Raw genomic sequence first — 24,125 nt, forward strand, 5'->3', positions numbered from 1 at the left:
TCGGAGGCGGGTCGGAGCTCAGGGGTGGCTCGAGAGGACCCGGAGCAGCGTGAGGATGAGCCGCGGGTGCGCGAGGAGGCCGTAGATCTTGAGCTCCCCGCTGGCCACGAGCCGCGCGAGCTCGCGCAGGGGGCCGCTCTGGCGGCGGTGCAAGAGGCCCACCTTCGGGAGCCTCAGCCAGCGGTGGAACGCGATGTCGGGGAGCCGGCGCAGCGCCGCCTCGTCGCCGCAGAACGTGACGGTGGGGATACCGATGGCGCCGTCATGGACGGTGAGGCGCCCGTGATCGAAGCGCATCGTCATCGACGTGCCGGTGTCCTGCGCGACGACGAGCACCGCGCCGCGCAGCGTCCGGAAATCGGACAAGCGCCGCGGGTCACGGCCGAGGTGCTCGCGGATGAGCCGGCCGAAGTGGGCGGCGAGCGCGTTCTCCTCCGCGCCCGGGGCAAGATCGATGATGGGCTCCATGGTGTCGCGCTCTCGCGTCTGGAACGACGCCGCGCCGCCCCCCTCTCTCTGTGGCAAATGCGCTCCCCGGCGAGCCGCGTCGCCGCGCACCTCGGCGGACGGCCTGGGCGGCGATCGCGCGCCCTCGTGAGACGATAGGCACGACAGGCGGCCGAGGGTCAAGCGCCGCGCCGGCGCGGGCCGGCGCCGCGCCTCACCCGGCGGCGCGCGTTCCGTCCACCCCGATGTCGCGGCGGAGCACCTTGCCGTCGAAGTCGATCGCGCTCGCGGCGCGGAACGCGCGCTCCCGCGCCTCCGCGAGCGAGCCGCCCGCCGCGGTGACGGCGAGCACGCGGCCGCCCGCGGTCACGATCGCGCCGTCCCGCTCCGCCGTGCCCGCGTGGTTCACGAAGGCGCCCTCGACCGCGGCCGCGGCGTCGAGGCCGCGGATGGCGTCGCCGGTCACGGGCGCCGTGGGGTAGCCGCGCGCCGCGAGGACCACGGTGAGCGCGTGGCGGCCGGGGACGACGCGCGCCGCCCCGGGATCCAGCGCGCCCGCCGCGGCCGACGCGCAGAGCTCGGCGACGTCGCCCTCGAGGAGCTCCATCAGCGCCTCGCACTCGGGATCGCCGAAGCGGACGTTGTGCTCGAGCAGGATCGGATCCCCCGCGGGCGTGATCATCAGGCCCGCGAACAGCGCCCCGCGGAAGGGCCTCCCTTCCGCCCGCATGCCGTCGATCGTCGGCCGGAGGATCTCGCGCTCGACGCGCGCGGCCAGGGCGGGGTTGACGCTGGCGCTCGGCGCGAACGCGCCCATGCCGCCGGTGTTCGGCCCGGTGTCGCCCTCGCCGACGCGCTTGTGATCGCGCGCCGCCGGCAGGACGAAGATCGCCTCGCCGTCGCTGAGGGCGTGCACGCTGGCCTCCTCGCCCTGGATGGCGTCCTCCAGGATCACGGTGGCGCCGGCGTCGCCGAAGCGGCGATCCACGAGCATGTCCTTCGCCGCCGCGAGCGCCTCGTCGACGGTCGTCGCGACGACGACGCCCTTGCCGGCGCAGAGCCCGTCGGCCTTCACGACGATGGGGGCGCCGCGCTCGCGGATGATGCGGGCGGCCTCCTCGAAGGAGCGCGCGATCTGGAACGGCGCGGTCGGGATCCCGTGGCGCGCGGCGAACTCTTTCAGGAACGCCTTCGACCCCTCGAGGCGCGCCGCCTCGCGGCTCGGCCCGAAGACGGCGATGCCGGCGGCGGCGAGCGCGTCGGCGACGCCGGCGCAGAGGGGCGCCTCGGGGCCGACGACGACAAGGTCGGCGCGCTCGCGGACGGCGAGCCGGGTCGCCTCGTCGGGCGACAGGTCGGCGAGGTCGGCGCGGCGGATCGGGGCGCGGCCGGCGCCGCCTTGCGCCTGGGTGCCGGCGTTCCCGGGCGCCACAATGACCTCGGCGACCGAGGGCGATCGGGCGAACGCGCGCGCGAGGGCGTGCTCGCGCCCCCCCGAGCCGAGCACGAGGATGCGGCGATCTGACCGGCGTGGTTTCGCAGTGGAGCTCACGCACGCGCGCTACCACGCGGCGGCCCTCGCTGTCGAGGCGCCTCGCGTGGTCGACCGTCCGGGAGGGGCTCCGCGGCGCCCGACATCGTGATAGAAGCGCCCGCGCGGCTCAGCCAGGGCCGCGGGCGCGCATCGCCGGGCCTCCTCGCGGGGTGACCGGAGGGCGGATCCCTGAACATTCTGGAGGGGACAGCGGGCGCGGATCCCTGGGCATCGAGGGGGCAGCGGGCGCGGATCCCCGTCGTGGAGACGAGCGATGACTCACCGATCTTCGTGGGATGAATACTTCATGCGCATCGCCGAGGTCGTCGCGTCGCGGGCGACGTGCGACCGGAAGCACGTCGGCGCGGTGATCGTGCGCGACAAGAGCATCCTCGCGACCGGGTACAACGGCTCGATCCGGGGGCTGCCCCACTGCGACGAGGAGGGGCACCTCATCGAGGACGGCCACTGCGTGCGCACGATCCACGCGGAGGCCAACGCGATCATCCAGGCCGCGCGGAACGGGGTGCGGATCGACGGCGCGACGGTCTACGTCACGGCCTCGCCTTGCTGGGGGTGCTTCAAGATGATGGCGAACGCGGGGATCTCGCGCGTCGTCTTCGGCGAGTTCTACCGTGACGAGCGCATCTTCCGGTTCGCCACCGAGCTCGGGATCGAGCTCGCCCCGCTTTCGCCGCGCGAGACCCCCGCCTGAGGCGTTGCGCGCGCGGGCGCTCGGTTGAGCGAGCCCTCGCGCAACTTGCGCGGCGTCTTGCGCAACGCTCGGGAAACGCTCAGGCCTTGCGCGGCCGCGGCAGCCCGTACACGCGGATGCGCTCCACCAGCGTGCGCCGCGAGATCCCGAGCAGCGCCGCGGCGCGCGTCTGGTTCCCCATGCACTGCTCGAGCGCCTGGACGATGCGCTCGCGCTCGTGGGCCTCCATGGTGTCGCGCAGCCGTGTGGGGCTCGCGCCCGCGCCGTCGAGCGCGCCCTTCGCGCCGTCGGGCACGCCCTTCGCATTCACATTCGCGTTCGGGGGCGCGGCGACCGAGGCGGGCGCCGGCGACGGGTGCACCGGAAGGCTAGGCTCATGCGATGGACGGGTGGGATCGGCCAGGGGGGAAAGGAGCAGGTGCTCCGGCCCGATGGGCGCCCCGTTGGCGAGGATCACCGCGCGCTCGACCACGTTGCGCAGCTCCCGGATGTTGCCTGGCCAGCTGTGGCGCTGGAGCGCGGCCAGGGCCGGCGGGGGGAGCGGAACGGCCGCGGCGCTCGCCTCGCTCGGGAAGAGCTCCTTCGCCGTGCGCTCCGCGAAGAGCTGCGCCAGCGCCGCGACCTCCCCGGGCCGCTCGCGCAGCGGCGGGATGGTGAGGGTCACGCCGTTCAGCCGGAAGTACAGGTCCTGCCGGAACGCGCCGCGGCTCACCTCGGCCTCGAGGTTGCGGTGCGTCGCCGAGATGAAGCGGACGTCGATCTTCGTGGGGGTCAGGCCGCCGACCCGCATCACCTTCCGCTCCTCGATGACCCGGAGCAGCTTGGCCTGGATCGAGGGCGGCAGCTCGCCGATCTCGTCGAGGAACACCGTGCCCCCCTCGGCCGTCTCGAGCAGCCCCGGCTTCGCCCGGACGGCGCCGGTGAAGGCGCCGCGCTCGTGGCCGAACAGCTCGCTCTCGAGCAGCGACTCGGAGAGCGCGACGCAGCTCAGGCGCAGGAGGGGCCGGCCCGCGCGCGGCGAGGCCCTGTGGATCGACTCGGCCAGCACCTCCTTGCCGGCGCCCGTCTCGCCGAGGAGCAGGATGTTGATGGGGCCCTTCGCGACGCGCTCGGCCAGCTCGTAGACGGCGCGCATCGCGTCGTCCTTGACGATGACGTCCTTGCGCGCGCCCCGCTCGCCGTCCTTCTGCCGGAGGATGACGCGCGCGGCGCCCAGGTAGATCACGTCGCCGGGCGAGAGCTCGACGGCGCCGCTCCGCGCGGGCGCGCCCTTGCCGACGTCGATGAGGCGCTCGGTCGCCGCGCTGCTATGGCGGGTGCGCACGCGGGTCCCGTTGCTGCTGCCGAGGTCCTCGATCCGGAGCGGCGGGCCGAGGTGCAGCACCGCGTGCCGGCGCGACACCGAGGAGTCCGGGACGCAGAGGCCGGCGTCCTCGTCCCTGCCCAGGACGAGGCTCCCGGAGCCCGGCAGCTGTCGCGTGCTCATCGAGCTCTGGGTGATGATCAGGACCTCGAGCGGGCCACCATCGCGGGCAAGAACTTCCGGCTCAGCCACATCGCACCCCAGAGTCGCGCCCGACGCCCGAGGACGCCCTTCCACTGCACGCGTGCGATCCGTCCCGGGGACCGCTGCGGCAGCTCGCGCAGGACGGTAGCCAGGACCGAGGGCGCGCCCTGCAGGCGGCTGCGTAGCACGGACGCGCGCGCAGGGCGACTGCCGTCGCGCTCGCTTTGCTCCCCCGGCTTCCGGCGGTGGCGCGGGACGGCGATCGTCGCCTTGCGGAGGCGGCGCGCTCCCGGCGCCGCGGCCCGGGCGGTAGAATTTCTGCGGATGATCGCGGGAGACCCATTCGGCTGGGTGGGCAGCACCCTGGGCGGCAAGCTGCTGGTGGACGCCGTGGCCGGGGAGGGGGCGTTCGGCGTGGTCTACCGGGCGACGCACCTCGGCTTCCAGGAGCAGGTGGCGGTCAAGTGCTTGAAATTGCCGGCGAATTTCTCGCCGGAAGAGCAGGCGTCGCTGCTCGACATGTTCGAGCGGGAGGCCCGGCTGCTGCACCGGCTCTCGCGCCGGACGACGGGCATCGTCCAGGCGCTCGACGTCTCCGCCGCGACCTCGCCGGAGGGCCACTGGACGCCGTACATCGTCATGGAGTGGCTCGAGGGGGAGACGCTCGCGCAGCACATCGACGCGCGTCGCGCCGCCGGGCGCGGGCCGTACCCCGTCGACGAGGCGATCGAGCTCCTCGCGCCCGCGGTGTCGGCGCTCGCGATGGCGCACGACGAGCGCGTCTCGCACCGCGACATCAAGCCGGCGAACCTGTTCCTCGTCGGTTCTCCCGGCGCGACGACGATCAAGATCGTCGATTTCGGCATCGCCAAGGTGATCGACGCGTCGATGCCGCTGTCGAGGGCGCTCGTCGAGACGCGGCGATCGGCGGCGTCGGCGCCCGGCGGGGCCGCCTCCGACACGACGCAGGAGCTCGCGTCATCGCGGACGCTGCACGCGTTCACGCCGCTCTACGGCGCTCCGGAGCAGTTCAATCCGAGGCTGGGCGCGACCGGGCCCTGGACAGACGTGTTCGCGCTGGGGCTCATCCTGCTGGAGCTGGCCTCGGGGAAGCAGCCGCTCGACGGGAGCGACTGGGCCGATCTCTACGTCGCCTGCGTCGACCCGCGCAGGCGGCCGTCCTTCGCGGCGCTGGGCGTCGAGGTGAGCGCTGAGCTCGAGGCGGTCATCGAGCGGGCCGTCGCGGTCGAGCCCGCGGCGCGCTTCCGGGACGCGCGGGGGCTCGGCGACGCGCTCGCCGCCGCGCGCCGCGGCGCCGCGCCGAGGCCGGCCGACCCGTTGGCGGTCACGCTGGCGAACACCCATCGCGCGCCCGCGCCGGGCTGGAGCGCGCCGCGCCCGGCCCTCGCGGCGCCCGCGCGCGCCGCGAGGGCCGCGCAGCCTGCGGGCGAGTACCGCGTCTGCACCGTGCTCTCGGCGGAGATCGTGGCCGGCGGCGACGGGCAAGCGCCGCTCGATCCGGAGCAGGAGATGGAGCTGCGCGAGGCCTGCCTCGAGCTCGTCCGCGAGCGCGTCGAGGGCCTCGGCGGCGTCGTGAACGGCCGGAGCGAGGGCGCCGTCACCGCGCTGTTCGGCGCGCCGCGCGCGAGCGACAACGACGCCGAGCGGGCCGTCCGCGCCGGGCTGGAGCTCGCCGCGATCGACGCCGCGTCGCTCCGCGTCCAGCTGCCGCCGGGGTGCCGGCCGGGGCTGCGCGTCGGCATCAGCACGGGGAGGCTGTTCGTGAGCGGCGCGGCCGGGCCGGGCGCCCCGGTCGACGCCTCCGGCGAGGCCATGAAGGCGGCCGCGCAGCTCCAGCAGGCCGCCGCGCCGGGCGCGGTGCTGATCGCGCAGCCCACGTTCCGGCAGGTGGCCGGGCTCTTCCAGGTCGAGCCGCAGGGAGGGGGCGTGCCGAGCTTCCGCGTCCTCAAGCCCGCGAGCGGATCGATCGCCGGGTCCGATTTCCTCGGCCAGGACACCCGCTTCGTCGGGCGGGCGGCGGAGGTGCAGCGGCTCTCGGAGGCGCTGGAGACGGTCGTCGCGGAGCGGCGCGCGATGTTCGTCTCGGTGGTCGGCGCGGGCGGCATCGGGCGCAGCCGCCTCCTCTCGGAGATCCGGACGGCGGCGCTGTCGCAGGCGGACCCGTGCGTCGTGCTCGGCGCGGCGTGCTCCTCGCTGTCGATGGATGCGAGCTACCACCTCGCCGCGTCGCTCCTGCGCTCCCATTTCCGCGTGCAGGACGACGACGCGCGCGACGTCGTCCTGCGCAAGCTCAGGACGGGCGTCTCCGGGGCAGGCCCGGGCGGCGAGGCCGGCGGCGCGCCCCATCCGCTCGCCCTGGAGGACGCGCTGGCCGAGGTCGCGGCCGTGCTCTGCCCGCCGCCCCGCCCGGCGCCGGTCGTGTCCGCGATGGCGATCGTCCCCGACGAGGGCGGCGCGGAGGTCAAGAAGCGGGTGGCCGCGGCCGTCGCGGTGCTCCTGCGGACGATGGCCGCGCGCGGGGCCGTGGTCGTCCTGCTCGACGACATCCACTGGGCGGACGACGCCAGCCTCGACCTCTTCGACGACCTGGCCGTGCGCCTCGCGGACGCGCCGCTGCTCCTCGTCGGCGCAGCGCGGCCCGAGCTCTACGATCGGCGGCCGCACTGGGGCGAGGGGAAGGCGGGCCACGCGCGCCTCGATCTCGGCCCGCTATCGCGGCGGCATGTCGAGGACATGGCCCGCGATCGCCTGCGCCTCGTCGCGCGCTGCTCCGCGGAGGCCATCCGCGCCCTGGCGGAGCGCGCCGAGGGCAACCCGCTCACGCTGACCGAGACGCTTTACCTGCTCATCGACGTCGGCGCGCTCGAGCGGCGCGCCGGCGAGCCCTGGATCCTGCACGAGGAGAAGCTCGCCCGGCTCTCCCTGCCGGCGACGATCCAGGGCATCGTCCAGGCGCGGCTCGATCGGCTCGACGGCGAGGCGCGGGCCGTCCTGGCGCAGGCGGCCGTGGTCGGCAGGACGTTCTGGAAGGGCGCGATCGACCACCTCCGCGGCGCCGCGCCGCTCGACGGCGGCGCCTCGAGCACCTCGGACGTGCTGCGCCGGCTCCGGGATCAGCAGCTCATCCGCGCGCGCGACGCGTCGATCTTCGCCGAGGACTGCGAGTACGTCTTCGCCGAGGCGGCGACCCAGGAGATCGCCTACGACACGCTCAGCCTCAAGGTGCGCCGCGCGATGCACCGCGCGGTCGCCTCCTGGCTCGACGGCCTGTCGGCGGCGCCGCGAGGGCTCGGGGAGGTCGGGGCGGCGCTCGCGGCGCTCCACCACGATCGCGGCGGCGACGCGCGGAGCGCCGCGCTCGCCTACGCGCGCGCCGCGGCGGGCGCGTCATCCCTCGGGCAGAACGCCGAGGCGCTGCGCCATTTCGAGCGGGCCCGGGAGATCCACGCGAGCGCCGGGGGCGGCGCCGCGGCGGTCGGCGTCGCGGCGCGCGCCCCGTCGGCGGCCGCGCCGGGGGGCGGCGAGCGCCGGCTGTTCGCATGGCACGAGCGCGCGGGGCTCCTGCTCGACGTCGGCGACGCGCTCCGGCGGGCGGGCCGCCTCGACGAGGCGGAGCGCGCCTACCACGACGCGCGGGCGCGGATCCTCCGCGTGGAGCGGCGCGCCACCGCGCCGTCCTCGCACGACCCGAACGCGGCGCTGCTCTGGGATGCGCGCGTGGATTTCCGCCTCGCGCTCGCGCTCAAGGTGCGCGGCGCCACGGCCGAGGCGCGCGCGCTCGTCGAGCGGGCGATCGCGCTCGCGGAGCGCGGCGGCGCCGCCCCGGAGGCGCTCCCCATGGTCGGCCTTCTCGCGGCGCTCCACCGGCGCGACGGCGATCTCGACGCCTGCCGCGCGGTCGCGCTCCGGAGCCTGCGCGTCTGCTCGACGCTGCCGCCCGGCGACGGCCGCCGGCGCGAGGCCGCGTCGCAGCTGCTCCTCGCGCTCGGGACGGTGTTCTACTCGCGCGGCCGGCTCGTGCAGGCCGAGCGCTGTTACCGCCAGGCCGCGCGCGCCGTCGACGATCGCGCGTGCCCGCAGGCGCTGAGCTTCGCGCTCAACGGCGTCGCGGCGGTGCTGTTCGCGAGGGGCGATCTCGGCGGCGCCCGGGAGGTGTTCGCCCGCGCGCTCGCGCTGAAGGAGCGGCTCGGCGATCTCCAGGCGATCGCCTCGGGGCACAACAACCTCGCGGAGGTCGAGCTCCGGCTCTCGCGCCCGCACGCCGCGCTGGAGCACGCGCGGCGCGCGGTGATGCTGGGCGAGCAGTCCGGCGCCGGCGCCGACCTCCCGGACGCCTACCGCAACCTGGCCGCGGCGCTGCTCACGGTCGGCCACGTGGGCGAGGCGCTCGAATCCGGCTGCACGGCGCTGCGCCTCGCCGAGGTGGGCGGCGGGCGCGTGTACCTCGCCGACGTCGCGCTCGGCCTCGCGAGGATCTGCCGCGCGGGCCTGCGCGACGCCTCGACGCGCCCTCGCGCCGAGACCGCCGCGGCGCAGCTCTCCGCCTCGCTGGTGGCGCATTTCGGCGAAGGCGAGCTCGCGGCGCGGGCAGACGAGTGCCGCGCGGTGCTCGCGCGACCCTGAGGGTCGACCCTTTTCTGGTCAGGTAGCGCGGCGTGCCGCGCGGGAGACGTTCGTCATGATCAAGGCTTGGAATCAGGCAGCCCTCGTTTTGACCGCCGCGGCCGTCCTCGGCCCGGCGGCGCTCGGGTGCGCGTCGGACCCTGAACCGAAGGGCGCGTGCCCGGGCGCGCGCGCCGCCTCCGGCGCGTGCATCGGCGTCCCCGCCGGAGCGCTCTGCGATGGCGACTTCTGCGCCGCTTCCGTCGACTGCGCCGAGGTGTTCGAGATCGCGGGCGACGCGGCGCTCTCGCCGGCCGCCGACGCGGCTCGACCCGGGGCGTGCATCGCGCTCGGACCCGGCGTCTATGGACCGGTCGCTCTGCCTCCCGGCGTCAGCCTGCTGGGCCGGGGCGCCGGCTCCGTGTCGGTGGCGGCGGTCTCGCTCGCGGCCGGCGACGGCGCGGTCCTCCGCGGGCTCACGGTGCGAGAGGGCGGCGTGGCGCTCGCCTCCGGCGCGCGGGTGAGGATCGAGGCGGTGCGCGTCACCGGGAGCGCGTCCGACGGCGTGACGCTCGGCCTCGGCGCGCGGCTCGACGTCGTCGAGTCCGCGATCGAGGGCTCGGCGCGCTACGGCCTGAGCGCGTTCGACGCCGATCGCGTCTCGGTGGTGCGGTCCATCGTCTCCGGCTCGCGGGGTCCGGGTCTCTGGGCGCAGTGCACCGGCGGATGCGACTGCGAGGCGCAGGTGGAGCTCGAGGTCGAGGACGCGATCCTCCGCGACAACAAGGTGGTCGGCGTGGCGCTCGTCGGGGCGCGCGCCGCGATGTCCCGCGTCGAGGTGAGCGGCAATGGCCTGAGCGGGTTCGACCCGAGCGGCGGCGTCTCGGTGTCCGGCTGCTCGACCCTCGACGGGGCGGCCCTCAGGGTCGCCGACAACAGCGGCTTCGGTCTCCTGATCGATCGCGCGAGCGCGTCCCTTGGCCTCGACGGCGAGGGCTTCGAGGTGAGCGGCAACCAGCCCGGGATCTGGATCCAGAACACGACGCCGGAGCAGGCCGTCGCGCTCCGGGGGGGCGTCCTCGAGAAGAACAGGGCCATCGGCCTGGGGATGAGCGGCGACGCGCGCGGCATCATCATCGACGGCATGCGCATCGCCGGGACCTTCGCCGACTCCGCGGTGGTGAGCGCGGGCGGCGAGCACTCCCAGGAGGTCGTGGGCGACGGCGTGAGCTGGCAGGAGCGGGCGCAGGCGTCGATCTCCGGGCTCGTCCTGAGCGGCAACGGGCTCGAGTCCAGCAATCCATCCATCCGCCCGTCGCGCCGAGCGAGCGTGCTCATCGACGGCGACGTCGGCCCGGACAGCCGCATCGCGGCCGTCACGCTGGAGGGCGGCGACGAGGCGGCGGGTATCGTGCAGCAGCGCCTGCCCGCCGGCGGCGTCAGCCCGCTGCGCGCCACGGATGTCCCGCGCATCACGACGAGCCCGGACGCGCTCTTCTCCGTGCCTCTCGCGCCCCTCGCGCCGGCGGCGCTCGAAGCGCCCTGATCGGCAGGCAGCGCCACGACAGCGACCCGGCGTCGGGCTCCGGGACCGCGCCCCAGGTGGGTGCGGGAGAGGTTCGAGCCCACAAAAAGCAAGTGGGCCCGCCACACTCGCTTTCCGCTACCGTTGCTCCCTTCCGGGCCTGGCGGGGTTCACGGCGCGCTGTCGGCGGACCCATGAAGTCCAGGCGCTGTCGCCTGACGCACGGACTTCGTAGTCGAACCTCTGCGCCGTGTCGAGCCCCATGGAGCGCGCGGCGATGTTTCGTGGCTGCGTGCGTCGCGGCTCCGTGGCGAGCTCCGCGCCTCCCCTGGTGCTCCTCCGGGCGCCATCGGACCGCAGTCGGAGTGCAATTCAGAGCGCGGGAGCGACGTGCGACGGCGCCGGAGCGGGCGTCGTACGGGACTTGCCTCGTACGGGAAGCCCCGTACGCTTGGAAGTGTCGTGGATCCGTTCGATTCCGAGGACGAGGGACGGGGCAGCCGGCTGATCTCGGTGCTGCTCTTCACCGGCTCTGCAGCGCTGGCGGCGGCCGCGCTCCAGTTCGCCTGGCAGCAGCCGGTGATCATGACGGCGGTGCTGAGCGTGGTCCTCGCGTTCGCTGCGGCCCGCTGGCTCGCTCGCCGCAAGCTGCGCAGGCTGCTCCGCTCGGGCGATGTGGGCTCGGTGCTGCAGCGCTGGTCGCCGACGCTCCACCGCATCCCGCACCCCGCCACGATGGCTCCGCTCATGACGGCGACGGCGTTCGCTGCCTACGGCTGGGTCGAGAAGGCGCGGGCGGCCATGGCGGCTGCCGAGCGGGGGCCGGCGTGGGAGGCGGCCCTGGAGCACCGGCTCTTCCTGGACACGCTCCTCTGCACGTTCGAAGGCGATCTCGACACGGCCCTCGATCGGGCCGGTCGCCTGGAGCGCCTCCCGCCCCCGAAGGTCAGCGCTCCGTTCCGCGACCGGGTGGTCACCTTGCGGGTGGCTGCCGGCGCGCTCGCCCGCGCCTTCGCGCACACGAGCGTGCCGGGTGATCGCGCGCTGCTGGAGCGCGCGAGCGAGGCCAGCCCGCTCGTCTTCTGGGCCATGCGCTACGCCGCCGCCGTCATCGCCATCGACGAGGGCGAGCTCACCCGCGTCGGAGAGCTCCTCGCCGACGCGCCCTCGTGGCCGCGGGAGTCGACGTTCCGCGCCTTCCACGACGAGATCGCCGACCGCGCCGGCCTCCCCCGCCCGGTAAGCGCGTAGCGCGCCCGGTGGCCGCGCGCAGGCCGCTCTCTTTCGAGGCGGCGGCGCGCTCGCCCGAGGGCCCGCTCAGCCCTGGAACAGCGTGCGGAGGGTGCAGTAGGCGCGCGCGTCGGGGGCTGCGCTCGCGGCGTCTTCCGGCGGATCCGGCACGAACGCGCCGAGCGCGCCGAGCGCGCCGTCGATCGCGAACGTGCGCAGCAAGATCCTCGCCCGCGCGCCCGCGAAGCACGGCTTGCGGTAGGCGACCTCCACCCTGCGGGCGAGCAGCGCCGTGCTGTGCCCGTGCGCCGCGAGGCGCCGGAGCGCGGCCTCCGTGAAGAGCCGCGGGTACACGAGCGAGTTCACGTGCTGGTTCCCGTCCGTGTGATCCAGGCCGAACGCGACGGAGACCGGATCCAGGGTCGGCTCCGCGTCGAACGGCTCCGCGCCCGTCGGCAGGACCATCAGCGTCTCCGGCGAGCGCCACGCGTAGCGCTCCGGCGGCACCGGCGGCAGATCCGGCGAGTCGAAGCGCAGCACCTTGCGCGCCCCGGGCTCGGCGAAGGGCCGCGTGAAGACGTGCTCCGCGAACACGCGGCCGACCTGGATCGGCTCGCCGGCGCCGGGCGGCGGCGGGCCGTAGGTCCGGCTGCGGCGCGCGGTGGCCGAGAGCCACATGGCCAGGATCAGCCGGTTCACCTCGGACGCGGCGTCCTCCGTGCGCGCGAGCTGGTAGCGGCCCTCGAGCTGCAGCGGCTCCCGCGCCGCGATCGGGCCGTCGCCGCCCTCGATGATGAGGCGGGTGAGGATCGGGATGATCCCCTGTGTGGTCATCAGCGCCTCGATGGGGCTCGCTCGCATGAGCTTCACCCAGACCGCGGGTCCGAGGCCGTGCGGCAGCGCGTCCAGCATCACCCGTCCGCTCTGGCTGACGTCTTCGAAGCGGAGGTGCATGACGGCGGTCGCCTGCTGCTGCGCGGGGACGTGCGGCTCGTCGGGGAAGTCGTGCATGGCCCCCTCTCCATAGCCGACGCTGCCGCGCGCCGCATGGCCGGGCGCGTGAACGGAGGCCGTCGCAGGCCGGGTCGCCGGCGCGCGCGCATGGTACGATCGCGGCGTGACGCTCCTGAAAATCGCCCACATCGGCAACCCCGTTCTCAGGCAGCGAGCGCGCGAGGTCACGCCGGAAGAGCTCTCCTCTCCTGCCATGCAGGCGTTCATCGACGACCTTGTCGAGACGATGCGCGACGCGAACGGCGCGGGCATCGCCGCCACGCAGGTCCACGCGCCGGTGCGGATCTTCGCGGTCGAGGTCCAGAACAACCCGCGGTATCCGTACAAGCCGAACATCCCGCTCACGATCGTGGTCAATCCGGCGATCGAGCCGCTCACACAGGAGACGTTCGAGAACTACGAAGGGTGCCTGAGCGTCCCGAACCTGAGGGGCGTCGTCGATCGCACCACCGAGATCCGGCTGACCGGCCTGGATCGCGACGGGAAGCCGATCGATCGCGTCGTGCGCGGACTGTCGGCGGGCACCTTCCAGCACGAGAAGGACCACGTCGACGGCGTGCTCTTCGTCGATCGCGTGAAGGATCCCCGCACGCTCTGCACCTGGGCGGAGTTCGATCGCTACCACAAGCAGCCCTTCGTCGAGCGCATCGTCCCGTTCATCCAGCGGATGGGCGGCTGAGGTGCTTCGCCGCGCGGAGCCGGGTCGATGCCCGTGAGCGCTGCGCCGGCGGCGCGACGGTCCCGCGCAGCGAGCGGGATCGTCGCGCTCTCGCTCGGCGCGCACGCGCTCCTGTCCCTGGCCGCGTGCGACCCGAGGGAGGCGACGACGGCCGCCGCGAGGGCGCCGGCTCCGGCCGAGCGCGCTCCGGCGGCGATCACCCTTCTCTACACGACCGACGAGCACGGGTGGCTCCTGCCCACCACCGAGAAGAACACGGTGCTCGGCGGCGCAGCCGAGATGCTGGCCGTGTGGATCTCGCGCGAGGGCCACTGCGCTGACCCGGCGCCCGGGGCTTCGCCTCGCCTCCCTCCGTTGCCCGCCTGCCAGGACCCGTCGACGCTCGCGCTCTCCGGCGGCGACAACTGGACCGGCCCCGCGATCTCTTCCTATTTCATGGGGGCGCCGATGGCCGATGCGATGGCGCGCATGGGCTACGCCGCGTCGGCCTTCGGAAATCATGAGTTCGATTTCGGCAGGGACGCCTTCCTCCAGAACAGGACACGGTCCCGGGCCACCTACCTGGCGGCGAACCTGCGCGTGACGGATCCAGCGCTCTCCGCCTTCGCGCTGCCTTCCTTCGCCGTGTTCGAGCGGCGCGGCCTGCGCATCGGCGTCGTCGGCCTGGCGACGGCGCGCACCCGCGAGGCCGCGACGGCGAGCCGCTTCGAAGGCATCGATATTCAGGGCGAGGAGGCGGCGCTCGCGCGCGCCATCCCCGAGGCGTGGCGCGCCGCGCCGGACGCGCTCGTGCTCGTCGCCCACGAGTGCCAGGACGTGCTCGAGCCGATCCTCGCGCGTTACCCCGAGTGGCGCCTGTCGTTCGTCGGCGCCGGGCACTGCCACAGGAAGGCCGAGCTGCGCGTGGGCGGCGTCCCGCTCGTCAACCCCGGCTGGCGGATGCGCAGCTACGCCCGTGTCTCGCTCGAGATCGATCCGCGTCGTCCGCTGCAGCAGCGCGTGGTGTCGGCCTCCACGGAGGTGGTCGACGTGGCCCACCCGGAGGGCGCGCCCGCGGTCCCGCCCGATGAGGCGCTCGTCAAGGCCACCGCGGGCTGGCAGCGCGCGCTGGACGCCGCGCTCGGCGAGCAGATCGGGTATTCAAGCGACGGAATGGAGCGCGACTCCGCCGAGATCCAGCGCTGGATCGCAGGGGCGTGGCGCGATCAGCTCGGGGTCGACCTCGCGATCCTGAACAAGGACGGTATCCGGCAGGCCCTCCCGAGGGGACCGATCACGAAAGCAACGGTATTTTCCGTCCTTCCGTTCGACAACAAGCTGGTCATCTGCTCGCTCCGGGGCAGCGATATCCTCGAGACGCTCCGCCACCGCGATGCGGTGCTCGTCGGCCTATCGCCGTCGGTCGGCGGTCGCTATGCCCTGTCCGATGGGCGCTTGCTGGACGAGGACCGCCGCTACACCGTCGCGACGATCGATTTTCTCTACTACGGCGGGGACGGCTTTCGCTTCCAGGCCCAGGATCCCTCGCCGCGCTGGACGGGTCTTGACTGGCGCGCGCCGGTGATCGCGTGGACGAAGGCGCTCGGTACGAGCTCGAGCGCTCCGCTGGACGCGCGCTTCCGCTAGCTAGCGTCCTGCCAGCGCACGTCCCGCGACCCGCGTTGACGCGGCGCGGGACGTGCGCTGGCAGGGCGGGCTCAGGAGCCGCCGCCGGTCCGCTCCTCGCGCTCGATCTGTTCCTGGTAGGCGACGCTGTAGCGCGCCCACGGGCGCAGCTTGAGGCGGCGATAGCCGATGGGCTCGCCGGTGCCCTCGCACATCCCGTAGGTCCCTTCCTTTATCTTGACGAGCGCGCGGTCGATCTCCGCGAGCACCCGGACATCGCGCTCCAGGAGCTTCGATGTCAGCGAGGTCGCGCCCTCGGCGTTGGCCTCGTCCATCTCGTCGCCTACCTCTCGCGAGACGTCGCGCTCCGCGTGCTGCCGCTCATCGATGTTGGCGACGAGGCTTGCCCGGCGCTCCTCGAGCGCCTGCTTGAGCTCGCTGAGCTGCTCCGGTGCCAGCTCGGGCAGATCGGAGTCGTCCGTATCGGGCGCCGCGCGGCGCACGGGCGGCTTCGGCATGGGGGCTGCCGCCGTGGTGTTCTCGGACGTCTCCGGCCGCTCCGGGCTGGTTCCGTCGCGACTCGCACCTTCACGGTTGTTCATTGGTTTCCTCTCATCTCTTCAAGCAGCTGGGCAATTCGCGTACCGGTCTTGAACGTGGGCGGACGACGCACGCGCTGCGCGCGTCGTCCAGAGGACACGACCGAGCAGGAGCGGCCGTGCTGGGCTGGGCTGCGCTCCTGCCTGTGATAGCGCATCCGGGGGCCTATGGCTTCGTGATGCCGGCCATCTGGAGCCCCGCGGCGAGGAGCGCGCCGATGTCCTCGATCACGGGCTTCGACACGTTGATCGAGAGCTCGGCGCGCGGCGCGGCGCCGCCTTGGTCGTGCGTCGTGAGGAACATCAGCCCTTCCCCTTTGTGGGGGAGCTTTGCCAGCGCTTCGCCGAACCGCCGGGCTTCCGGGGGCAGCACGACCGGCGCCGCGCCGGGACTGTCCATCGTCGCGAGCACGCTCTGGAGCGTGCGGGTGATCGGGGCGAGCGTCGAGAATCCACCCGAGACGAACTTCCCGGTCTTCAGCTTCTCTAGCCCCGGGCGCGACGCGAGCGTCTCGGTGTCGGGGGCGCCCGCTTTCACCATGGCGAGCCGCCTCAGCAGCTCACGCTTGTCGTGCCCGAACGCGATCCACGTCGTCTTCTCTTCACCCATGAGGAAGAGGTGCAGCGTCACCGTCATCTTGGGCTTCGGCTTGGCCTTGCCGGAGGGCGCCGGCTCCGCGTCGGCGTCGAGCGACGGCAGCTCGTTGGTGATCTGGATCTCGACGGCGAGCGACTTCGTCCCGAGCTCCTTCGGCGCCTGCACGGTCTTGACCGTCGGCAGATCCTTCAAATCGATGTCGAGCTCCGGGAGCCGCTTGCGCAGCGCGGGCGTGTTGTAGGCGGTGACGACGTTCTTCAGGTACTTGATGTGCGTGTCGGGCGCCTCCTCGAACCCGAACAGGTTCCAGCCGACGAGGCCGCCCATCATGCTGTCGAACACCTGGTTAGGCGACGGCTTCCCGGCCTTCGCGGCGGCAGGCGGCGCGTCGAAGTACCCGTGGGCGGACACGCCGGGCGCCTGGTTGATCGGCAGCGAGAGGACGTCGGCGAGCGCCTTGCGATCGGCGGGCTTGCCGATCTTTTCCTTCTCGAGCCACCCCTCGAGCATCGCGCGCAGCGTCTTCAGGATGCCGCCGTAGTGCGCCGGGTCGTAGCCCTGGTCGAAGAAGGCGCCGTGGCTGTCCTTCGGCACGCGCCAGTAGAGCGCCGGCGCGGGCCCGGCGCGGTTCGCGCCGTCGGCCATCGTCTGCGCCAGCCACGACGACTTGCCCCGCAGCTCCAGGGCCGCCGTGAGGTTCACGCAGGACTGGTTGTCGACCTGGAGATCGACGACCGCCCTGTTCGCGTCGTTGATCAGCGCCTCGAGCTCCTCCTGGACGGCGGCGGTCGCGTCGGTGAGCGCCCGGTCGAACTGGGGCTGCCCGATCGAGAGCTGGCTCTGCGCGAGGATCGGGAGCCCGCCGAGCTGCTGCTTGGCCATGTCGCCGTACTTCGTGCTGAGCGGGACGAAGCGGACCTCGCCGTGGATGTCGCGCGCCCCGGGCGCGAGCGTCGGCAGCGTGCGCGCGAGGTAAGGCCCGAGGGTCGTCACATCCCGGTCCCGCTCGCCGCAGAGGAGCCGCGCCGGCGTCGAGCCCGCGGACGCGGCGAGGAAGCAGCTCGACGACGCGCGCTCCTTGCCGCCGATCTTCCACATGCCCGGCTTCACCTCGGTGAGGGTGGCGCCGGCCTCGAGCGCGCCCCTGGCCCGCTCCAGCGACGTGAGCCCGAGCGACACGGCCGCGACCGGGTTGCCCCGCTTCGAGCTGTCGTCGAGCGCGACGATGAGGTGCACCGGCGCGTCGAGCGCGAGCACCGCGGCGAGCTGGTTCGTGTCGATGGAGGGGCTCACGAGCTCGCTCAGGACGCCCGCGGAGAGCCCCTGCGCGCCCGCCTCGGCGAGCGCCGGCGGCAGCCCGGCGCAGGTGGCGATGCTCGACAGCGTGGCCGCCGGGCTGCTCCAGCGGAGCACGCCCACGACGTCGGCGGGCTCGGCGACGGGGGATAGATCGAACGCGGGGCTCGCGGCCTGGGGAGGTCCGGCCTTGACCTCTCCCTGTCCTCCTGTCGGCGCGGCAGGCGTGGGGGACGGCCCACAGGCGACGGGACCGGCCATCAGGACCAGGGTGGCGAGCGGCAGGAGGGTTCGCATGAGCGCCGGTTATACGGCTCCCTGACATCCGAGTCGACGCCCAAGGAGAGCGCGGCGGGGGAGTTCCGGCGGTCCGCGCCGACCTCGCGGGCTCGAGGCGCGGAAGGCAAATGCAAACGAGCGCGGACGAAGCCGCGCTCGTTGCTCGTTGCGTCAGTTACGCCCCTCGAGGAGGGCTCACCTCGCGGCGATCAGTTCGACTCTTCGAACTCCGCGTCGATGACCGAATCCTTCCCCTTGCCGCCGGCGGGCGGGGGCGGCGGCTGGCCTCCCGGAGCGCCGGGCGTGGCGCCCCCGCCGTCCTGCGGCGGGCCGGCCTTCTCGTACATGACGCTCGCGATCCGGTGCGCCTCCTTCTCGAGCCGCTCCAGCGCCACCGTCACGGCGGCGTCGTCCTGCTTCTCGATGGCCGACCGGCCCTCGGCGATGATCCCGTTCAGCGCCGAGACGTCGCCCTCCGGCAGCTTGTCCTTGTTCTCGCTGATCGTCTTCTCCAGCGTGTAACAGAGGTTGTCGAGCTTGTTGCGCCGCTCGATCTCCTCGCGGCGCCGCTTGTCCTCGGCCTCGTGCGACGCCGCCTCGCTGACCATCCGGTTGATCTCGTCCTCCTTCAGGCCGCCCGACGCCGTGATGGTGATGCGCTGATCCTTGCCGGTGGCGGTGTCCTTGGCGTGCACCGACAGGATGCCGTTCGCGTCGATGTCGAACGTCACCTCGATCTTCGGCACGCCGCGGGGCGCCGGCATGATCCCTTCCAGGTGGAAGCGGCCCAGGGTCCGGTTGTAGCGGGCCTCGGTGCGCTCGCCCTGGAGGACGTGGACCTCGACGCTCGGCTGGCTGTCGGTCGCGGTCGAGAAGATCTCCTTCTTCTGCGTCGGGATCGTGGTGTTCCTCGAGATCATCACGGTCATCACGCCGCCGAGCGTCTCGACGCCGAGCGAGAGCGGCGTGACGTCGAGCAGCACGAGATCCTTCACTTCGCCCGAGAGCACGCCCGCCTGGACCGCGGCGCCGACGGCCACGACCTCGTCCGGGTTCACGCCCTTGTGCGGCTCCTTGCCGAAGAACTTCTTGACCGTCTCCTGGACGAGCGGGGTGCGGGTCGAGCCGCCGACGAGGACGATCTCGTCGATCTGCTGCGGCGTCTTCTTCGCGTCGGCGAGCGCCTTGCGGGTCGGCTCGAGCGTGCGGTCGATGAGCGGCCGGATCATCTGCTCGAGCTTCGCCCGGGTGAGCTGCTTCTGGAGGTGCTTCGGCCCCGAGGCGTCCGCGGTCAAGAACGGCAGGTTGATCGTCGTCTCCTGCACGTTCGACAGCTCGATCTTCGCCTGCTCCGCGGCGTCCTTGAGCCGCTGCACGACCATCTTGTCGTTCGAGACGTCGATGCCCGTGTCCTTCTTGAACTCGGCCGCGAGCCAGTCCATCACGAGGTGGTCGACGTCGTCGCCGCCGAGGTGGGTGTCGCCGTTGGTCGAGATGACCTGCACGACGTTGTCGCCGACCTCGAGGATCGAGATGTCGAACGTGCCGCCGCCGAAGTCGTAGACGGCGATGACCTGCTCGTTCTTCTTGTCGAGCCCGTACGCCAGCGCGGCCGCCGTGGGCTCGTTGACGATGCGCTTCACCTCGAGCCCGGCGATGCGGCCGGCGTCCTTGGTGGCCTGCCGCTGCGCGTCGTTGAAGTAGGCCGGCACGGTGATGACGGCCTCGGTCACCTTCTCGCCGAGATAGTCCTCCGCGGCCTTCTTCAGCTTCTGCAGGACCTTCGCCGAGACCTCGGGCGGCGAGACCTGCTTGCCGCGTACCTCGATCGAGGCGTCGCCGTTCTTGCCCTTGCTGACCTTGTACGGGATGCGCTTCGACTCTTCCTGCACCTCCTCGGCCCGGCGCCCCATGAAGCGCTTGACCGAGTAGATGGTGTTGGTGGGGTTCGTGACCGCCTGGCGCTTGGCGATCTGTCCAACGAGCACCTCGCCCTTGTCGTCCCAGGCCACGACGGACGGCGTGAGGCGCGAGCCTTCCTCATTCACGATGACCTTGGGCTCCTTGCCCTCCATCACCGCGACGACGCTGTTGGTCGTGCCGAGATCGATGCCGATGATCTTGCCCATGACGTTGAACCCTCCGAGAAATGTTTGCGCGACGGCTTGGTAGCCGCGGGGGGCGAGAAGACCCGACCGGCCAGCAGGGCTCGGCTGACAGCTGCCGCGAGCCTCTGCTCCAGAGCCGTCAAAACCGCTGGGAATCCGGATACTTTCGCCGAATTTCGCGAGCTCGCTGGCTCGCGACCGCGAAACTAACCATGTGCACCCGAGCGTCAACGCCGCCCCTAGCAATTGCCGTGCGCGCGGCCCGGCCCGTCCCCCGGCCCTTGACCGGAGCGACCCCGGGCCGCACGTAGGTCGTCCACCCTCCGTGCTGCCCAGCGCTTCGTGCCGGTGTCCCGGTCCGATGTGCTGGTACGGAGCGGCGGGCTCCGCCGGCTACGCCAGGACCCTCCCCGGCCGCTCTGTTCGTACATGCCGCCGCGCATCCCGCGCCGGACGCCCGGTCCGGGAGACACAGGCCGGGGAGATGGAAGAGCGGCGCGCCGGAGGGGCTTCTTGCGGTCCGAGACGCGCTGAGCTATAGGCGCCCTCCCTCGCAACACCCGAAGGACTCACCATGAAGCCCGGCATCCACCCCGAGTACAAGGACTCCACGATCACCTGCGCGTGCGGCGCCGTCGTCGAGACCCGCTCCACCCGCGGCAGCTTTACCACCGACGTCTGCTCGGCCTGCCACCCGTTCTACACGGGCAAGCACAAGATCATGGACGTCGCCGGTCGCGTCGATCGCTTCCGCAGGAAGTACGGGACCGCTGCCAAGCCGGCGGTCTGAACGCCCGCCCGACCGACATCCCCGAATCCCTCCTTTTCAGATACGTCCGTCACGCCGCACCCGCCCGGGGCGTGGCGGAGGGCTCGGCGCGTCCCGAGCTCGCCGCGGTTCACGAGCGGCCGAGCCGCGCAGGGCGGGCGGTCGAGACGTCGCGCTGCGGACGACCTCGCCCATCCACATTCGCGGCGCTGGTCGGCCGGGCGCGATGCGCCCGCCGCGTTATGCGCTAGATTGGAACGCGTATGAGCGATCAGCCTGCACGTCCGTATATTGGCGGCCAAGCGGTGATTGAAGGGGTCATGATGCGATCGCCGAGCTCGGTCGCCATCGTCTGCCGGCGCCGCTCGGGGGAGCTCGTGGTGCGCGAGCAGCCGATGACCGCGATCTCGAAGGGGCCACGCACCTGGCCCTTCGTGCGGGGGGTCGCGACGCTCGTGGAGTCGCTGCGCCTCGGATCCCAGGCGCTCCGGTGGTCTGCGGACCTCTACGAGCAGGATCTCTCGGCCGAAGAGGCGGCCGCGACCAAGGGCCCGGCGTCCAAGCGCTCGAGCGCCGGACAGGCGAGCGGAGCGACCCTCACCTCGCTGGCGCTCAGCATGGCCGCGATCGCGACGCAGGACGGGGAGCCCGCGCAGATCTCGGGCAGCCCTGGCGCAGGCGGCGCGGACGGGAAGAAGCGGGGAGGGGGGATGGGCGTGATCCCGATCCTCTTCGCCGTCCTGCTCTTCGTGGCGGCGCCTCAGGCCGGCGCCGAGCTGGTCAACAAGCTCCTGGGCCTCCAGCTGGAGGTCACGTCGCCGGGGTTCCAGGCGATCACGGGCGTGGCGAAGCTGGCCATCGTCGTCACCTACCTCCTCCTGATCCGCCAGATCTCCGAGGTTCGGCGCGTTTTCCAGTACCACGGGGCGGAGCACAAGGCGATCTCCACCTACGAGGCGCGCGAGGCGCTCGAGGTCGAGAACGCGCGCCGGAAGACGGCCATGCACCCTCGTTGCGGGACGACCTTCCTGGTCATGGTGGCGCTCGTGTCGATCGTTGTGTTCTCGGTGGCCGGGGCGTCCCTCGCGGCGTTCCTGCCCAAGCTGCCCGGCGGCCGGCTCGTCGAGAGCGTCGGCTTCTTCCTGATGAAGCTGCCGTTCCTCCCGCTCATCGCCGCGGTGACCTTCGAGATCCAGCGGATCTTCGCGCGCTACTGCACCACCGGCCCGCTCCGCGCGCTGCTCTGGCCGGGGTTCCTGGTCCAGAAGATCACGACGGCGGAGCCCGAGGACGCGCAGCTGGAGGTCGCCCTCGCCTCGCTCCGCGCGACGCTCTGGCGGGAGGAGTCGGTGGCCGCTCCGGCCCAGCCGGATCGGGTGTTCGAGGACTACTCCAAGCTGCTGGCCGACCCCGGCTACGCTGGCGCCCCCGGCTAGCGCGCACCGGCGCCGCCGCACGCCTCGCCGCCGCCGTCCAACTCCGCGCCGTCTTCGGATTGCAGATGCTACCTATCGCGAAACTCGAGGCGGTCCAGCGCCGCTTTCAGGAACTCGAGCACCTCATGTGCAACGCTGCGGTGCTCTCGGCGCCGGCCGAGCTCCAGCGGCTCAACCGCGAGCGGACCGAGATCGAGCCGGTGGTCGCCGCCTTCGCTCGGCTGCGGGACGTCGAGCGCCGCATCGCCGAGGACCGGGAGGCGCTCAACGATCCCGACCTGGCCGAGCTCGCCCAGGCGGAGCTGCCCGAGCTCGAGCTCGAGCGGGAGCGGCTCGCCGGTGAGCTCGAGGTGCTCCTCCTGCCGAAGGACCCGAACGAGACGCGAAACACCGTGATCGAGATCCGGAGCGGCGAGGGCGGCGAGGAGGCGGCGCTGTTCGCCGCCGACCTCTTCCGCATGCTCTGCCGCTACGCGGAGACGAAGCGGTGGAAGGTCGAGGTGCTCAACCTGAGCGAGGCCTCGGCCGGCGGCTACAAGGAGGTCGCGGCGCTGATCACGGGGCAGGACGTCTTCTCCCACCTCCGTTACGAAGGCGGCGTTCACCGCGTGCAGCGCGTCCCCTCGACGGAGACGCAGGGGCGCATCCACACCTCGACCGCGACCGTCGCCGTCCTCCCCGAGGCGGACGAGGTCGACGTGCACATCGACGACAAGGATCTGGAGATCTCGATCGCCGCGTCGGGGGGCCCCGGCGGTCAGGGGGTCAACACGACGAACAGCGCCGTGCAGATCAAGCACTTGCCGACAGGCATGATCGTGAAGTGCCAGGACGAGCGCTCCCAGCTGAAGAACAAGGCGAAGGCGCTCAAGGTGCTCCGGAGCCGGCTGCTCGAGCTGGAGCAGCGCCGGCAGGAGGAGGCCCAGAGCGCCGAGCGAAGGACCATGGTCGGCACGGGGGAGCGCGCGCAGAAGGTGCGGACCTACAACTTCCCGCAGAACCGGGTGACGGATCACCGGATCGGCCTCACGCTGCACAAGCTCGACAAGATCATCGAAGGGGATCTCGACGAGCTCATCGGCGCGCTGCGCACGCACCGTCAGGCCGAGCTCCTGCGGCGCGGCGGGCTCTCGGAGGCCGCGGGCGCGGTGGGGCCCGCGACGTGAGGGCGCCGCCGCCCATCGATCTGGAGGCGCTGTTCGTCGCGCTCGTGCTGGCGCCGTCCACATTCTCGCGAAACCGCTTCTTCTCGCTCTACGCCGACCCGGCAGCGCGCCGGGTGCGGCGGCGGGCGGCGCTGCTCAGGAGCATCGTGCGGCAGCTGGTCGCCGGCGCGTGCCGCGCCGGGCTCGCGCCCGAGGCGAGCGGCGGCGCGCGGCTCACTTACGACGTGCCATCGCTCGGGCTGAAGCGCACCGCCGCGCTCGACGACCTCGAGCTCGCAGTGCTCCGCATCGCGGTCGCGCGCGGGGCGGTCCCGCGAGCCGGGCAGCAGGACGACGGAGGCGCTGCGCCGAGCCCGGCGGCGGGCGCCGCGTTGCCCGACGACCTGCTCCCGGAGCCAGCGGATACCTCTCGGATCGAGCGCGCGCTCGCCCGGCTGCTGCCCAGCGACGGGCACGGCGGAGCCGTGGAAAGTCCTGGGCAGGGGGAGCCGGGAGAGCCGGATCCTGCGACAAGGGCGATGCCTCGCGACCGGGAGCGGCGCGATACGCAAGCGCCCTAGCTCCGCGCCGCCGCGAGGTGGCGGTCAGAAATCCTGATAGGGATTTCTGACGCGCGGTACGACGCGGTACTAGGAGACGACCATGTGCATCTTCTGCAAGATCGCGAACAAGGAGATCCCGTCGAAGGTCGTGCTGGAGGACGAGCACGTCTTCGCCTTCCACGACGTGAACCCGCAGGCGCCGACGCACGTGCTCGTCGTTCCGAAGCGCCACATCGCGGGGATCGCCCAGGCCGCGGCCGAGGACGAGGCCGTCCTCGGCCGGCTGCTGCTCGCCGCGCGGCGGGTGGCAGAGCTGACCGGCATCGCGGAGAGCGGCTTCAGGACCGTGGTGAACAACGGCGCGAACGCCGGTCAGACGGTCTTCCATCTCCACGTCCACGTCATGGGCGGACGGCCCATGGCCTGGCCTCCGGGCTGAATCCGGCCAGCACC

Annotated in this window: 18 protein-coding genes and 1 other RNA gene; 11 read left to right on the forward strand and 8 right to left on the reverse strand. The window is 72.9% G+C overall.

Features of this window, described 5'->3' with window-relative positions; translation table 11 throughout:
* Window positions 1–18: 18 nt before the first annotated feature.
* Together WME75_RS45505 and purD are read right to left on the reverse strand one after the other, a co-directional pair.
* A complete protein-coding gene (locus WME75_RS45505; RefSeq protein WP_437484598.1) occupies window positions 19–468 on the reverse strand; it encodes a hypothetical protein in 450 nt (149 codons plus the stop codon).
* A 193-nt stretch (window positions 469–661) separates the two neighbouring features.
* Entirely contained in the window at window positions 662–1,999 is a 1,338-nt protein-coding gene (gene purD, locus WME75_RS45510; RefSeq protein WP_437484599.1) for a phosphoribosylamine--glycine ligase, read from the reverse strand.
* Window positions 2,000–2,255: 256 nt separating this feature from the next.
* Between purD and WME75_RS45515 the strand changes: the two genes are divergently transcribed.
* Window positions 2,256–2,696, forward strand: coding sequence for a deoxycytidylate deaminase (locus tag WME75_RS45515; RefSeq protein ID WP_437484600.1), 441 nt, complete (start codon window positions 2,256–2,258; stop codon window positions 2,694–2,696).
* A gap of 79 nt (window positions 2,697–2,775) precedes the next feature.
* On the opposite strand, the gene WME75_RS45520 is transcribed toward WME75_RS45515, so the two are convergent.
* Window positions 2,776–4,182: a sigma 54-interacting transcriptional regulator gene (locus WME75_RS45520; protein WP_437484601.1), complete on the reverse strand. Its 1,407-nt coding sequence runs from the start codon at window positions 4,180–4,182 to the stop codon at window positions 2,776–2,778.
* A gap of 345 nt (window positions 4,183–4,527) precedes the next feature.
* Between WME75_RS45520 and WME75_RS45525 the strand changes: the two genes are divergently transcribed.
* Both WME75_RS45525 and WME75_RS45530 read left to right on the forward strand, forming a co-directional pair.
* A complete protein-coding gene (locus tag WME75_RS45525) occupies window positions 4,528–8,847 on the forward strand; it encodes a protein kinase domain-containing protein (protein ID WP_437484602.1) in 4,320 nt (1,439 codons plus the stop codon).
* 55 nt (window positions 8,848–8,902) lie between these two features.
* Window positions 8,903–10,372: a right-handed parallel beta-helix repeat-containing protein gene (locus WME75_RS45530; protein ID WP_437484603.1), complete on the forward strand. Its 1,470-nt coding sequence runs from the start codon at window positions 8,903–8,905 to the stop codon at window positions 10,370–10,372.
* A gap of 87 nt (window positions 10,373–10,459) precedes the next feature.
* On the opposite strand, the gene ffs is transcribed toward WME75_RS45530, so the two are convergent.
* An RNA gene (ffs, locus tag WME75_RS45535) (signal recognition particle sRNA small type) lies at window positions 10,460–10,549 on the reverse strand.
* Window positions 10,550–10,813: 264 nt separating this feature from the next.
* Here ffs and WME75_RS45540 point away from each other — a divergent pair.
* On the forward strand, window positions 10,814–11,602 hold the full coding sequence (locus tag WME75_RS45540) for a hypothetical protein (protein WP_437484604.1): 789 nt from the start codon (window positions 10,814–10,816) through the stop codon (window positions 11,600–11,602).
* 66 nt (window positions 11,603–11,668) lie between these two features.
* On the opposite strand, the gene WME75_RS45545 is transcribed toward WME75_RS45540, so the two are convergent.
* Window positions 11,669–12,592 carry a hypothetical protein gene (locus WME75_RS45545; RefSeq protein ID WP_437484605.1) on the reverse strand — a complete coding sequence of 308 codons (924 nt, stop codon included), beginning with the start codon at window positions 12,590–12,592 and terminating at the stop codon, window positions 11,669–11,671.
* Window positions 12,593–12,698: 106 nt separating this feature from the next.
* Here WME75_RS45545 and def point away from each other — a divergent pair, with 106 nt between their 5' ends.
* Together def and WME75_RS45555 are read left to right on the forward strand one after the other, a co-directional pair.
* Window positions 12,699–13,274 (forward strand): peptide deformylase, encoded by a 576-nt coding sequence (gene def / locus WME75_RS45550; RefSeq protein WP_437484606.1) that lies wholly within the window; start codon window positions 12,699–12,701, stop codon window positions 13,272–13,274.
* Between the two features lie 27 nt (window positions 13,275–13,301).
* Window positions 13,302–14,900 (forward strand): bifunctional metallophosphatase/5'-nucleotidase, encoded by a 1,599-nt coding sequence (locus WME75_RS45555; protein WP_437484607.1) that lies wholly within the window; start codon window positions 13,302–13,304, stop codon window positions 14,898–14,900.
* 71 nt (window positions 14,901–14,971) lie between these two features.
* Here WME75_RS45555 and WME75_RS45560 read toward each other — a convergent pair whose 3' ends face one another.
* The 3 genes from WME75_RS45560 to dnaK form a co-directional block, all read right to left on the reverse strand.
* A complete protein-coding gene (locus WME75_RS45560; protein ID WP_437484608.1) occupies window positions 14,972–15,481 on the reverse strand; it encodes a TraR/DksA family transcriptional regulator in 510 nt (169 codons plus the stop codon).
* A gap of 163 nt (window positions 15,482–15,644) precedes the next feature.
* Entirely contained in the window at window positions 15,645–17,669 is a 2,025-nt protein-coding gene (locus WME75_RS45565; protein ID WP_437484610.1) for a hypothetical protein, read from the reverse strand.
* A 191-nt stretch (window positions 17,670–17,860) separates the two neighbouring features.
* Window positions 17,861–19,780, reverse strand: coding sequence for a molecular chaperone DnaK (gene dnaK, locus WME75_RS45570; RefSeq protein ID WP_437484611.1), 1,920 nt, complete (start codon window positions 19,778–19,780; stop codon window positions 17,861–17,863).
* 553 nt (window positions 19,781–20,333) lie between these two features.
* Here dnaK and rpmE point away from each other — a divergent pair.
* The 5 genes from rpmE to WME75_RS45595 all read left to right on the forward strand — a co-directional run bounded on the left by rpmE (window position 20,334) and on the right by WME75_RS45595 (window position 24,111).
* Window positions 20,334–20,549, forward strand: a complete 216-nt coding sequence (gene rpmE, locus WME75_RS45575; RefSeq protein WP_437484612.1) for a 50S ribosomal protein L31 — start codon at window positions 20,334–20,336, stop codon at window positions 20,547–20,549.
* Window positions 20,550–20,848: 299 nt separating this feature from the next.
* Complete coding sequence (locus WME75_RS45580; protein ID WP_437484613.1) at window positions 20,849–21,964, forward strand: DUF1385 domain-containing protein; 1,116 nt, start codon at window positions 20,849–20,851, stop codon at window positions 21,962–21,964.
* A gap of 65 nt (window positions 21,965–22,029) precedes the next feature.
* Window positions 22,030–23,130, forward strand: a complete 1,101-nt coding sequence (gene prfA, locus WME75_RS45585) for a peptide chain release factor 1 (protein ID WP_437484614.1) — start codon at window positions 22,030–22,032, stop codon at window positions 23,128–23,130.
* Window positions 23,127–23,690 carry a hypothetical protein gene (locus WME75_RS45590; RefSeq protein WP_437484615.1) on the forward strand — a complete coding sequence of 188 codons (564 nt, stop codon included), beginning with the start codon at window positions 23,127–23,129 and terminating at the stop codon, window positions 23,688–23,690. The genes prfA and WME75_RS45590 overlap by 4 nt, the downstream gene beginning before the upstream one ends.
* An 82-nt stretch (window positions 23,691–23,772) precedes the next feature.
* Window positions 23,773–24,111, forward strand: coding sequence for a histidine triad nucleotide-binding protein (locus WME75_RS45595; RefSeq protein WP_437484616.1), 339 nt, complete (start codon window positions 23,773–23,775; stop codon window positions 24,109–24,111).
* Window positions 24,112–24,125 lie beyond the last annotated feature (14 nt).

The organism is Sorangium sp. So ce1014 (assembly GCF_051521505.1).
Lineage (GTDB): Bacteria > Myxococcota_A > Polyangia > Polyangiales > Polyangiaceae > Sorangium.